Consider the following 12,323-nt stretch of genomic DNA (forward strand, 5'->3'; position numbering starts at 1 on the left):
AAAGAAATTGACAGCCTGAACGCCGCAAGGCGGTCTTGCGCCGTCGGGGGCTCAACCGGTTTCGCCGGCGGGGCTTTCGGCGGCGCTTATTTTTTGCAACTCCAGCACGCCCATGGCCAGGGCGTTCGAATAGCTGGCCTGCGGCCGGACGGCCCTGCGGCAGACCCGGTAGTCCAGGGTTTCGGAGGCTTCGTCGGCGTGGTGGGCCTCGAGCAGGGTCCAGAAGAACTGGCCCGGCTCGGGTTCCTCGACGGTCAGCGCCAAATCGTTCAAGGCTGGCATGGTTCCCTGGGGTGTGTTGTTGTGACAGTGTGCGACGCCGGGTGTACGCAGGAAAGCGCCGCCCGGATTCATGGGCCGCATTTGCAGCGCCGGTGTGTGAAAGATGTCGCAGTCCGGCGAGAGGGCCGCGGCGCTCAACGACAATCCGCCGATGAGTTCAAAGGCGAATAGCGGACCGGCGCGCTGCGTCATGGTCCTGGGCACCACCAGCGGCGCCGGCAAGAGCTGGCTGGCCACCGCGCTGTGCCGCTGGTATGCCCGCCGGGGCCTGAGGGTGGCGCCCTTCAAGGCGCAGAACATGAGCAACAACGCCCGCGTGGTCGATGGCGGCGAGATCGGCAGCGCCCAGTATTTCCAGGCCCTGGCCGCCAATGCGGCGCCCGAGGTGCGCATGAATCCGCTGCTGCTCAAGCCCGAGCGCGACACCCACAGCCAGGTGGTGCTGATGGGGCAGGTGAGCGAGGCGCTCTCGGCCTTGCCCTGGCGCGGGCGCAGCGAGCGCGTCTGGCCGCAGATCGCGCAGGCGCTCGACGAGCTGCGCGCCGGGAACGACGTGGTCGTGATCGAAGGCGCCGGTTCGCCGGCCGAGATCAACCTGATGGCCAGCGACATCGTCAACATGCGCATCGCCCGCCACGCCCAGGCGCGCTGCCTGCTGGCGACCGACATCGACCGCGGCGGCGCCTTCGCCCACCTCTACGGCACCTGGGCGCTGCTGCCCGAGGCCGACCGGGCGCTGCTGCGCGGCTTCGTGCTCAACAAGTTCCGGGGCGATGCCTCGCTGCTCGCGCCGGCCCCGCAGCAGTTGCAGGAGCTGACCGGCGTGCCCACGGTGGCGACGCTGCCCATGTGGTGGCAGCACGGCCTGCCCGAGGAAGACGGCGTGTTCGACGACCGCAGCCGCGGGAGCGGCGCCGTCACGCGAACGGTGGCCGTGGTCGCGTACCCGCGCATCAGCAACCTCGACGAATTCCAGGCGCTGAAGAACGTGCCGGGCGTGCGGCTGGTCTGGGCGCGCACGCCGGCCGACGTGGCCGCCGCCGACTGGATCGTGCTGCCCGGCTCCAAGAACACCAGCGGCGACCTGGCCTGGCTGCGCGCGCAGGGGCTGGACCGCGCCGTGGCCGCGCATGCCGAACGCGGCGGCGCGGTGCTGGGCATCTGCGGCGGCCTGCAGATGCTGGGCGAGGCGCTGGTGGATCCGCACGGCATCGACGGCAATGCCCCGGGGCTCGGCCTGCTGCCGCTGGTGACGGTGTTCGAGCGCGAGAAGACGGTGCGGCATCGCACGGCCGCCTTCGGCGAGCTGACCGGCACCTGGAGCGCGCTGTCGGGCGTGCCGGTTGGCGGCTACGAGATCCATCACGGCCAGACCGCCGAGCACCCGCAACTCGCGCACAACGGCAGGGCTGTGATGCCCGAGGGGCTGGCCTGGCAGAACGCGCGGGGCAACGTGCTCGGCATCTATCTTCACGGCCTGTTCGAGGACCCGGGCGCGCTGCATGCGCTCTTCGGCGCCTCGGCGCCCACGCTGGAATCCACCTTCGACGGCCTGGCCGATTTCATCGACACCCACTTCGACACCGGCGTGCTCGCCGGACTGATTGCATGACCGAATTCGTTCCCACGATCCCCGACATTTCCGACGCCGCGCTCGCCGCACGCCTGCAGGCCGCGCTCGACAACAAGACCAAGCCGCTTGGCGCGCTCGGCCGGCTGGAGGCGCTGGCGCTGCGCATCGGCAGCATCCTCGGCACCGACAAGCCCGTGCTGGAGGCGCCGCAGATGCTGGTCTGCGCCGCCGACCACGGGCTGGCGGCGCGCGGCGTCTCGGCCTACCCGAGCGAGGTGACTTGGCAGATGGTCGAGAACTTCCTGGCCGGCGGCGCCGCCGTGAGCGTGCTCGCGCGCCAGCACGGCCTGGCGCTGACGGTGGTGGACTGCGGCGTGCGCCGCGACTTCCAGGCGCGCCCGGGTCTGGTGTCTCGCCGCATCGCCCCCGGCACGGCCGACGCTTCGGTGGCGCCGGCGATGAGCGCCGAACAATGCGCGCAGGCGATCGCCAACGGCCGCGAGGTGGTGCGCGCGCTGCCGGGCAACGCGCTGCTGCTCGGCGAGATGGGCATCGGCAACAGCTCATCGGCCGCGCTGCTGCTGTCGCGCCTGGGCGGGCTGGACATCGACGCCTGCATCGGCATCGGCACAGGCCTCGACGCGGCCGGCCTGGCGCGCAAGCGCGAGGTGCTGCGGCAGGTGCTCGCGCTGCACGCCGGCGCGACGGCACCGCTGGAAGCGCTCGCGGCACTCGGCGGCTTCGAGCTGGCGACACTGGCGGGCGCGGTACTTCAGGCGGCCAGCGAACGGCGGGTGATCGTGGTCGACGGCTACATCGCCAGCGCCGCGGTGCTGGTGGCGCAGGCGCTGCAGCCGCACGTGGTGCAGCGCTGCGTGGCCGCGCACCGCTCGGCCGAGCCGGGGCATGCGCTGCTGCTGGAGCGGCTGGGGCTCGATCCGCTGCTGCAACTCGACCTGCGCCTGGGCGAGGGCTCGGGCGGCGCGCTGGCATGGCCGCTGCTCGAATCCGCCTGCCGCATCCTGCGCGAGATGGCGAGCTTCGAATCGGCCGGCGTGTCTCGAAAGGAAGCATGAGCGCCGCGCCGGGCCGCCCCAAGCAGGCTCGCACCGCAGTGCGAAGCACGAAGGTATTCGTGTGAGCGGCATCCGCCATTTCCTGCTCGCGCTGCAGTTTTTCACCCGGGTGCCGGTGACTGGCTCGCTGGCCGAGTGGGTTGGCTTCAGCCCGCAGATGCTGCGCGCGAGCGCTGCTCATCTGCCCGGCATCGGCTGGTTGGTGGGCGGAGTGGCGGCGGCGGTGTTCGCGGGCGTGGCCTGGGGCTTGCAGGGTACGGCGGGAGCGTTGGCCGCTGCGGTGATCAGCACGGTCGCCACGGTGATGCTCACCGGGGCTTTCCATGAAGACGGGCTGGCCGACGTGGCCGACGGCCTGGGCGGCTCGGCGAATCGCGAGCGGGCGCTGGAGATCATGAAGGACTCGCGCATCGGCGCCTTCGGGGCCGTGGCGCTGGTGCTGGCGCTCGGGCTCAAGTTCGCGCTGCTCGCCGCGCTTGCGGGGCGGGGGCTGCAGGCGGCGGCGATCGCCATCGTCGGCGCGCATGTGCTGTCGCGGCTGATGCCGCTGTTCCTGATCCGCTGGCTACCCTATGTGGGCGACAGCGGCGCGAGCAAGGCCAAGCCGCTGGCGGATGCGATCAGCCCGGGCGCGCTGCTCATCGCCATCGTCTGGACGGTGCCTGCCGTGGTGTTGCTTCTGCAGGCACACGATGCGGTTCATGTCGCGGCGGCGGTGCTCGCGGCCACGCTCGCGGCGGGCTGGATGGCGCAGCTCTTCGTGCGGCGGCTGCGGGGCTTCACGGGCGACGGGCTGGGCGCGACGCAACAGGTCTGCGAGCTCGCCATCTACCTCGCGCTGGCCTGGAAGGCATGAGCACGCTCTGGCTCCAGCGCCATGCGCCGGTCGTGGCCCAGCCCGGCCTCTGCTATGGGGCGACGGACCTCGAAGCCCATGCCGACGCCACGCTGGCTGCCGCCGGCCGCATCGCGCCCTTGCTGCCGGCGGGCGTGACGCTGTGCAGCTCTCCGCTGAGGCGCTGCGTCGCGCTGGCCGAAGCCATCGCCGCGCTGCGGCCGGATTTGTCGGTCCGGCGCGACGTGCGGCTGGCCGAGATGGATTTCGGCGCGTGGGAAGGCCAACCCTGGGCCGACATCCCGCGCGAGGACTTCGACGCCTGGACGGCCGACTTCGCCGATCTGCGCGCCGGCACCCGCGGCGAGAGCGTGCGCGCCTTCATGTCGCGCATCGCCGAGGCGCACGACGAATGGCTGGCTCGGCCGCGCGACACGCTCTGGGTCACGCATGCGGGCGTGCTGCGCGCCGTGACCCTGCTGCAACGCGGCATCCGCTGCCCGGTGGTGGCGAGCGACTGGCCGTCCGGCGAGATGCCCTTCGGCAATTGGCTGGTTTTCGATAAAAAACCCTGATCGGACAGCGGCCGCGCGCTACTTGCCACCCGCGCCGCTGCCTTCGTCGTTGCGCGCCAGCTCCCGCCGCATCCGCTCGGCGACCGCGCTGCGCCCGTGGGCGTCCAGCTTCAGGTAGATGTTCTTGAGGTGCCACTTGACCGTGTCCAGCGACAGGCCGAGCGTGAGCGCGATCTTCTTGTTGGGCAGCGACTGCAGCAGCAGCTCGGCGATCTCGGCCTCGCGCAGCGTGAGCAGCCGCGTCAGGCGCCGGTCGTCGCGCAGGCGCGGCACCGGCGCAGGCTCGGTGCGCGCGTCGAGCTGCGAACGGGCCTGCGCCTCGATGCGCTCGATGAAGAAGCCCAGCACCGGGTCGAGGTTGGGGATGGACGCCGCCGTGCGGATCAGCGGCAGGACGTTGTCGTGCGCGCCCAGCAGGGTTTGCAGCAGCCCGAGCCGATGGCCCAGGCGCAGGGCCGCGCACACGCGCGCCCTGGACGCTTCGGCGCGGCCCAGCCTGCGCTCGACCTCGGCCGCCTGCAGCTGCAGGGCGGCGACGAGGCCGACCTGCCCGAGTTTTTCGTAGTGCCGCGACAGGTTTTCGATTCTTTCCAGAGTGGAGGGCTGGTCGCCGTCGTGCATCGCCATCCGGATGCGCGCGCGTTCCACGACGTCGGCGATGCGCCGCAGCGTGCCGTGGCCGACGGCGGGATGCCGGGCGTGCAGCGCCTCCAGTTCCTGCAGCGATTCGCGCGCGGCGCCGGCGTCGCCGTTCGCGAGCTGGACACCGAGCTGCTCCAGCAGCACGCAGGCCAGCGCGCGGTCCATGCCGTAGCGCCGCAGGAAGCAGCCGGCCTGCGCGAGGTGCTCGAGCGCCTCGCGCTGGCGGCCGGCGGCCTGCTGCGCGCGGTTGGCCACGATGATCATGCGCAGCGTGGTGTCGGGAATCAGCCCGTCGTGCGTGCCCAACTGCTCCTGCATGAAGCGCGCCGCCACCAGCGGGCCCTGCTGTTCGTACAGAACCTCGACCAGCAGCTGGGCGGTGAGCCGCGCCGCCTCGCCGCAGCGCGCGCCGCGCTCCTGCGCCTCGTCCAGCACCTGGCGGTAGATGCGCTCCGCCCGGTGCATCTGGCCTTCGATGGCGTAGGACAGCCCGACCAGGCACTGGCCCACCAGCGAGCCGAAGAGGGTGCCGGCGACCGGCTCGCCGTCGATGCGGGGCGCCGGCTCGTCGCGCTGGATACGGCGCGCCTCCTCGAATTCGCCGCGATGCAGGTGCAGCCAGGTCAGCACGTTGCGCCTGCCGGCCACCGCGAACTCGTCGGCCGCTGGCGGCGGGGCCAGCAGCTCTGGCAGCAGCCAGGAGAGGGCGTCGTCGTCGTCGTTGCGGATGGCGAACAGGCAGCCCAGCAGCGTCAGCCGGTAGCGCATGGCCGGGTCGAGCGCGCCGGGCCTGGCGCGCAGGCGCTCGATGCTGCGGGCGCAGTCGTCCAGCCGGTAGTCGGCCAGCTCGACCCAGCCAATCCAGAGACCGAGATTGGCGTTGTCGCCGACCGTCCGGGCGTCGAGCTGGCGCAGCAGCGCGATCACCTCGCTCATCTTGCCCCGGGTGAAGAGCGCCTCCGCGCCGCGCTCGGCCAGCCGGCCTGCCGTTTCGTGGTTGTTGGCCGCGAGCGCGTGCCGCACGGCCTGGTGGTGCATGCCGCGGGTCGCGAAGGCGTGGCAGGCCGTGGCATGCACCCGCAGGCGCGAAGCTTCGGGCCAGGCCGCGAAGCGCACCAGCAGCACGCTGCGCAGCAGCGGATGCATGTGCCACCAGCGCTCGTGGGTGGCTGTCTCGGACGTTTCCACCACGAGCGACAGCAGGCCCTCGCGCACCAGCGGCTCCAGCAGCTCGGCGCACAGGGCCGGCGTGTAGCCGTCGCCGGCCAGGTCGGCGCACAGCGGCGCGCTGAAGCGCGTGGTGGCGGCGCAGCACGTGAGCAGGCGCAGCTGCGTTTCCGACAGGCGAGGGAAGACGTGCGCGTGGAAGTAGGCCGCGAAAGGCTCCGGGTCGGGCACGCCATGCAGCAGCGGCGACTGCACGCCGCGCCGGCGGCGCACGTCGGCGCTGGCCAGCCGCAGCAGGGCCGGCCACCCCTCGGTCAACCGGTGGATCGTCGCGGCCGCGCGCTCGTCGAGGTGGGGCAGCCGCATGCCGAGATAGTCGATCGATTCCGGCAGGCTGAAGCGCAGGTCGTCGTTGCGCAGCTCCAGCACCGTCTTGGAGGCGGGGGAGTGCGCCAGCGTCATCGGCAGTTCGTCCTGGCTGGCGAACACGCACAGCAGGTTCGGCGGCGCGTATTCGACAAGCAGTTGCAGCGCGTGCAGCACGTTGCCGCTCTGGGCGCACTGCACGTCGTCCACGATCAGCACCACCCTGCGGCCATGCGCCGCGATGCCGCGCACCAGCGCGATGACCAGCCGCTCCGTCGAGAGCGCATCGGGAACGGCGTGCGCCATGGCCTGCCCGGGAATGGCGGTGTCGATGCCAGCGAGGGCCGACATCAGGCCGGTCATGAAGTGCAGGTCGCCCTCGGGGAGGTCGGCGAGCCTGAGCCAGGCGATGCCGGCGTCCGACGAGACCAGCTCGCGCTGCCAGGTCAGCAGCAGCGAGCTCTTGCCGAAGCCGGCGGGTGCGCGCAGCACAACGCAGCGCCGGGTGTCCGGACCGTCGAGCCTCTCGAGCAGGCCTTGACGAACCAGCAGGCGGCGGCTTCGCGTGCGCAGAGCGGGCGTACCGGGGATTGGGACGGGTTGCATCGCTGCGGATTCTGAGTCATCCCGCGCGCGGATCGGATCCCATATTCGAGGGTTTGCCCCTCCCCACCCTTCGAGGGTGGGGTGGCGCGCGGCCGCGCTGCCGATGAGGCAGCGCAGCCCTCAACAACAAGTCCACTGGAGAAAGCCTCATGTTCGATCTCTCGAATCTCAAGATCGGAGCCCGCCTCGGGCTGGGTTTTGCACTGTTGCTGCTGTTGCAGCTTGTCATCACCGGCATCGGCCTGCGCGAGATGGCGCGCCTCTCGCAGAGCGTCGCCTTCGCGACCGAAGTGGGCCAGCGCAAGCTCGACGAACTCAACAACGTGCAGTCGGCCATCGGCAAGCGGGCCATTGCGGCGCGCAACCTGGCGCTGGTGTCCGATCCGGCGGCGCAGAAGGGCGACATCGACCTCGTCGGCAGTTCGCAGCGCGAGATCGACGCCGGCCTGCAGAACCTCGCCGCCGTGATGGCCGCGCCGGACGCCTCCACCCCCGAGGAGCGCAGGATGCTCGAGAAGCTGCGCGCGCTCGAGGCGCAGTACCTGCCCATCGCGAAGAACGTCGTCGGCCTGGCCACCTCGCGCCAGACCGACGCGGCCGTGAAGGTGCTGACGCAGGAATGCATGCCGCTGCTCAACCAGGTGCTGGCGCATGTCTCGGCCTTCCAGGCGATGCTGCGAAAGAGCTCCGACGAAAGCACCGGCTCGACCCAGGCGGCGTACCAGCGCGCCAAGTGGATGATCCTGTGGATCAGCTGCGCTTCGCTGGCCGGCGGGGTGCTGCTGGCATACCGCATGACCCGCTCCATCACGCGGCCGCTGGGTCAGGCGGTGACCGTGGCCCAGCAGGTGGCCTCGGGCGACCTGACGGCGCGCATCGAGGTGGCCGACGCATCGGAGTCGGGCATGCTGATGCGCGCGCTGCGCTCGATGAACGACGAGCTCGCCAAGGTGGTGGGGCAGGTGCGCGACGGCACCGATTCCATCGCCTCGGCCTCGGGCCAGATCGCCTCGGGCAACCGCGACCTGTCGTCGCGCACAGAGGCGCAGGCCAGCTCGCTGGAGCAGACGGCCGCCGCCATGCAGGAGCTCACCGGCACCGTCAGGCAGAACGCCGACAACGCGCGCTTGGCCAACCAACTCGCCGACTCGGCCTCGCAGGTGGCCTCGCGCGGCGGCGCGGTGGTCGATCAGGTGGTGGAGAAGATGGCGTCCATCAACGCCTCCTCGAGGAAGGTGGTGGAGATCATCGGCGTGATCGACGGCATCTCGTTCCAGACCAACATCCTCGCGCTGAACGCCGCCGTGGAGGCGGCCCGCGCCGGCGAGCAGGGCCGCGGCTTCGCGGTGGTCGCCTCGGAGGTGCGCAGCCTGGCCCAGCGTTCGGCCGCGGCGGCCAAGGAAATCAAGACGCTGATCGGCGACTCGGTGGGCGAGGTGGAGGCCGGCAGCACCCTGGTCAACGAGGCCGGCAAGACCATGGAGGAAATCATGGGCAGCGTGCGGCGCGTGACGGACATCATGGCGGAGATCACGGCGGCCAGCCAGGAGCAGGCGGCCGGCATCGGCCAGGTCAACGACGCCATCAAGCAGATGGACCGCACCACCCAGCAGAACGCGGCGCTGGTCGAAGAGGCCTCGGCCGCCGCGCAGTCGATGAACGACCAGGCCGCGGGGCTGGTGCACGCGGTGCGGATGTTCAAGCTGGCCTGAATCCGCCCTTCAGCGGCCGGTCAGTTCGACTTGCGCCACTGCTCGCGCCAGAGCTTGTCGAGCTGCGGCGCGAGCGCGGCGGGCGGCGAGCCCAGCAGGCGGTTGCCGCCGTTGCGCTGCACCAGGCCGTAGATGCGGCCGGAGCCCTGGTCGTACAACGCGATGGCGTTGTTGTCGTAGCAGTCGTGCGGCTTGCAGAAGGCATGCAGCAGGTAGCGCGTGCCATCGACCGTCACCCATTGCGGTTCGGGCGCCGGGCCTTCGCGGCGCACCAGCCAGCGCTCGTTCTCGCGCGTGCCCAGCGCGGCGCGCCAGGCCTTCTGCATGGCGGGGCCCTGCGCCAGCGCGGCGGGGCTCCCGGTGGGCGGCGGCGGTACCTTGGCGGCAGGCTCGGGGGGAGGCTGCAGCGCGCGGGCGGCGCCGTTGCAGCGCCAGTAGCGCAGCTTCATCATCTCGGGGCCGAGCTGGCCGGCCAGGGGCTTGTCGGCATCGAGCGTGGCGTACTGGCCGCGCGAGCTGCGGTAGACCAGGAAGGTGAGGGCGCCGGCCTTGCCCGTGTCGCCCACCAGCGCCACGTCGAAGCCCGCGGGCGGCGGGCTGTTGCCGAAGAGGCTGTGGACCGTCTGCGGCTCGCGTGTGACCACGCGGCGCTTGCCGCTCTCGGCGATCAGCGAATCCTGCCGCACCTGCAGCGCGGCGGCCGAGTTGTCCGCGCAGTCGGCGGACCAGCGGCCGGTGTACTGGGCGATGTAGTTGGGAAGCTGCTGGCCGCCTTGTTGCGCCCAGGCGGCGGCCGGCAGCAGCGCGGCCAGCATGGCGGTGCGCAGCAGGGCCCGGGAGTGGTCGGTGGTCGTCGCTGTGGTCTTGCTTCTCGTCATTCGTCGTCGTTGTCTTGTCTCAGGCCGATCTGGGCGCGGGCGTCTTGGGCTTGTAGGAGCAGAAGGTGGCCACCGCGCATTCCCAGCAGCGCGGCTTGCGCGCCACGCAGATGTAGCGGCCATGCAGGATCAGCCAGTGGTGGGCATGCAGCCGGTACTCCAGTGGGACGCGCTTCTCGAGCTTGAGTTCCACCTCCAGCGGCGTCTTGCCCGGAGCCAGCCCGGTGCGGTTGCCCACGCGGAAGATGTGCGTGTCGACCGCAATCGTCGCCTCGCCGAAGGCCACGTTCAGCACCACGTTCGCCGTCTTGCGGCCGACGCCTGGCAGGGCCTCCAGTTCGGCGCGGGTGCGCGGCACCTCGCCCCCGTGCTGTTCCACCAGCATGCGGCAGGCCTCGATCAGGTGCCTGGCCTTGCTGCGGTACAGGCCGATGGTCTTGATGTATTCCTCCAGCCCCTCCACGCCCAGATCGAGGATGGCCTGCGGCGTGTTCGCCACCGGAAAGAGCTTGCGGGTGGCCTTGTTCACGCCCACGTCGGTGGCCTGGGCCGACAGCAGCACGGCGGCCAGCAGCTCGAAGGGGGTGCTGTACTCCAGTTCGGTCTCGGGCTCGGGGTTGGCCGCCTGCAGGGTGGCGAAGAAGAGGGGGATGTTGTCTTTTTTCATGGGGCGTCGGAAGGGCAGGCAAGGCCGGCAGCCGCAATATATCGTCGAAAGCCGATGGCCTTACGCAGCTTTATTGACCGCGCTTTGGCGACAATGCAACCCCAGAAAGTGAGACCGACCATGCAATTCGCCTCCCGCCTCGACAACGTCGAGACCTCCGCCATCCGCGAACTCTTCAAGCTGCTGGGCAAGCCAGGCATCATCAGCTTCGCGGGCGGCTTCCCCGACAGCGCCATGTTCGACGTCGAAGGCCTCAAGGAGGCGAGCCAGAAGGCACTCACCGAGGAACCCGGCGGCGCGCTGCAATACGGCGCCACCGAAGGCTACGAACCCCTGCGCACGCAGCTCAGCTCCTTCATGAAGACCAAGGGCGTCGACGTCGACCCCAGCGGCCTGATCGTCACCACCGGCAGCCAGCAGGCGCTGGACCTGCTTGGCAAGACCATGATCTCGCCCGGCGACAAGGTCATCGTCGAGGGCCCGACCTTCCTGGCCACCATCCAGTGCTTCCGCCTCTACGGCGCGCAACTCATCAGCGCGCCCATCGACGCCAACGGCGTGAAGACCGACGAGCTCGAGAAGCTCATCGCCGAGCACAAGCCCAAGTTCGTCTACCTGATTCCCACCTTCGGCAACCCCAGCGGCGCCATGCTGAGCCTGGAGCGCCGCAAGAAGGTGCTGGAGCTGGCCGTGAAATACCAGACGCTGATCGTCGAGGACGACCCCTATGGCGACCTCTACTTCGGCGAGGCCCCGCCGCCTTCGATCATGTCGCTGAGCAAGGACGTGCCCGGCAGCCGCGAGCTGCTCGCGCACTGCGGCAGCCTGAGCAAGGTGCTGAGCCCCGGCCTGCGCATCGGCTGGATGATCGCGCCGCCCGAGCTGCTGGCCAAGGCCACCATGTGCAAGCAGTTCAGCGACGCCCACACCAGCACCTTCTCGCAGGCCACGGCCGCGCAATACCTCAAGAGCGGCCGCATGCCCGCCACGCTGGCGCATGTGCGAGAGGTGTACGGCCAGCGCGCGCAGGCCATGGGTGCGGCGCTCAAGCGCGAGCTGGGCGACGCGGTGAGCTTCACCCAGCCCAACGGCGGACTGTTCTTCTGGGCCCGCCTGACGGGCGCCAACGGCAAGCTGGCCGACGCGAACGAACTGGCCAAGCGCGCCATCGAAAAGCTGGTGGCCTTCGTGCCCGGCGCGCCGTTCTTCGCGGAGAAGCCCGATGTGGCCACGCTGCGCCTGAGCTTCGCGACGGCCGACGTGGCGAAGATCGAAGAGGGCGTGAAGCGCCTCGGCCAGGCCCTCTGAAGGTAGCTGGCGCAGGCTCAGGGCGACCGGTGCAGCCGGGGCGCCGCGAGCAGGTCCAGGTTGTCCGTGATGGCCGCATCCACGTTCGGATAGCGGCCCTTCATCTTCGACAGCGTCATGATCGTCTGCAGCGCCTTCAGGTCCTTGACCGAGGGCGCGACCTTGATCTGCGCGATGGCCGCGGTCGGGTTGCCGCCGTTGATCAGTGCCATCACCTTGCTTGCCCAGTCGTTCGCGCGCGCCATGTCGTCACCTGTCCTGTTGTCCGTGGAATGAGTCGACTGTACACAGCGGGTTAGGATCACCCATGAGAAAAACCTTCCAGCTTCAGGTCGAGGGCAAGCACCCCGACCGTCTACTCGAAGCCATCAAGCACGAGATCCGCAAGTACATCAAGCGCGAGCGGCGCCGCGAACTGCCCGAGGGCATGGACTACTGGGACTTCGACTGCCGCTTCGGCGCCTCGCAGGAATCGGCCGAGGTCATCCACCTTTCCGCCATCACCGGCCTGATCGACGGCGTGGCGAAGGAGGGCGGCAAGCAGTTCTATATCGAGATCCTCGCCAAGCCGGCGCAGCGCAAGGCGCGCCCGGCCGGCTCGCCGGAATCCGAATCGCCCGAGGAAGGCTGAGCCCC

Annotated in this window: 12 protein-coding genes; 7 read left to right on the top strand and 5 right to left on the bottom strand. The window is 70.4% G+C overall.

Annotated elements, in window-relative coordinates; translation table 11 throughout:
- Window positions 1-51: 51 nt before the first annotated feature.
- On the bottom strand, window positions 52-474 hold the full coding sequence (locus ACAM57_RS14125) for a hypothetical protein (protein WP_260319256.1): 423 nt from the start codon (window positions 472-474) through the stop codon (window positions 52-54).
- Here ACAM57_RS14125 and ACAM57_RS14130 point away from each other — a divergent pair.
- From ACAM57_RS14130 to ACAM57_RS14145, 4 genes are all read left to right on the top strand, one after another.
- Entirely contained in the window at window positions 434-1,894 is a 1,461-nt protein-coding gene (locus ACAM57_RS14130) for a cobyric acid synthase (protein ID WP_369662091.1), read from the top strand. The genes ACAM57_RS14125 and ACAM57_RS14130 overlap by 41 nt on opposite strands.
- A complete protein-coding gene (gene cobT, locus ACAM57_RS14135; protein WP_369662092.1) occupies window positions 1,891-2,931 on the top strand; it encodes a nicotinate-nucleotide--dimethylbenzimidazole phosphoribosyltransferase in 1,041 nt (346 codons plus the stop codon). The genes ACAM57_RS14130 and cobT overlap by 4 nt, the downstream gene beginning before the upstream one ends.
- Window positions 2,932-2,992: 61 nt before the next feature.
- On the top strand, window positions 2,993-3,787 hold the full coding sequence (locus ACAM57_RS14140; RefSeq protein WP_184637523.1) for an adenosylcobinamide-GDP ribazoletransferase: 795 nt from the start codon (window positions 2,993-2,995) through the stop codon (window positions 3,785-3,787).
- The gene (locus ACAM57_RS14145) at window positions 3,784-4,341 is read left to right on the top strand and encodes a histidine phosphatase family protein (protein ID WP_369662093.1); all 558 of its coding nucleotides are present in this window, start codon (window positions 3,784-3,786) and stop codon (window positions 4,339-4,341) included. The genes ACAM57_RS14140 and ACAM57_RS14145 overlap by 4 nt, the downstream gene beginning before the upstream one ends.
- Window positions 4,342-4,359: 18 nt before the next feature.
- Here ACAM57_RS14145 and ACAM57_RS14150 read toward each other — a convergent pair whose 3' ends face one another.
- Window positions 4,360-7,122, bottom strand: coding sequence for a LuxR C-terminal-related transcriptional regulator (locus ACAM57_RS14150; RefSeq protein ID WP_369662094.1), 2,763 nt, complete (start codon window positions 7,120-7,122; stop codon window positions 4,360-4,362).
- A gap of 149 nt (window positions 7,123-7,271) precedes the next feature.
- Between ACAM57_RS14150 and ACAM57_RS14155 the strand changes: the two genes are divergently transcribed.
- Window positions 7,272-8,834, top strand: a complete 1,563-nt coding sequence (locus ACAM57_RS14155) for a methyl-accepting chemotaxis protein (RefSeq protein WP_369662095.1) — start codon at window positions 7,272-7,274, stop codon at window positions 8,832-8,834.
- A gap of 20 nt (window positions 8,835-8,854) precedes the next feature.
- Here ACAM57_RS14155 and ACAM57_RS14160 read toward each other — a convergent pair whose 3' ends face one another.
- Both ACAM57_RS14160 and nth read right to left on the bottom strand, forming a co-directional pair.
- Entirely contained in the window at window positions 8,855-9,712 is an 858-nt protein-coding gene (locus ACAM57_RS14160; protein WP_369662096.1) for an Ivy family c-type lysozyme inhibitor, read from the bottom strand.
- 19 nt (window positions 9,713-9,731) lie between these two features.
- A complete protein-coding gene (gene nth / locus ACAM57_RS14165) occupies window positions 9,732-10,379 on the bottom strand; it encodes an endonuclease III (protein ID WP_369662097.1) in 648 nt (215 codons plus the stop codon).
- A 120-nt stretch (window positions 10,380-10,499) separates the two neighbouring features.
- Between nth and ACAM57_RS14170 the strand changes: the two genes are divergently transcribed.
- Window positions 10,500-11,687 (top strand): PLP-dependent aminotransferase family protein, encoded by a 1,188-nt coding sequence (locus ACAM57_RS14170; protein WP_126023983.1) that lies wholly within the window; start codon window positions 10,500-10,502, stop codon window positions 11,685-11,687.
- A gap of 17 nt (window positions 11,688-11,704) precedes the next feature.
- Here the strand turns inward: ACAM57_RS14170 and ACAM57_RS14175 are convergent, their stop codons facing one another.
- Complete coding sequence (locus ACAM57_RS14175; RefSeq protein ID WP_126023986.1) at window positions 11,705-11,932, bottom strand: hypothetical protein; 228 nt, start codon at window positions 11,930-11,932, stop codon at window positions 11,705-11,707.
- Window positions 11,933-11,994: 62 nt separating this feature from the next.
- On the opposite strand from ACAM57_RS14175, the gene ACAM57_RS14180 reads away from it, so the two are divergent.
- Window positions 11,995-12,318 (top strand): DUF6172 family protein, encoded by a 324-nt coding sequence (locus ACAM57_RS14180; protein WP_369662098.1) that lies wholly within the window; start codon window positions 11,995-11,997, stop codon window positions 12,316-12,318.
- The last annotated feature ends 5 nt before the right edge of the window (window positions 12,319-12,323 follow it).

Origin of the sequence: Variovorax sp. V15, from assembly GCF_041154425.1 — a bacterium.
GTDB classification, from domain to species: domain Bacteria; phylum Pseudomonadota; class Gammaproteobacteria; order Burkholderiales; family Burkholderiaceae_C; genus Variovorax; species Variovorax guangxiensis.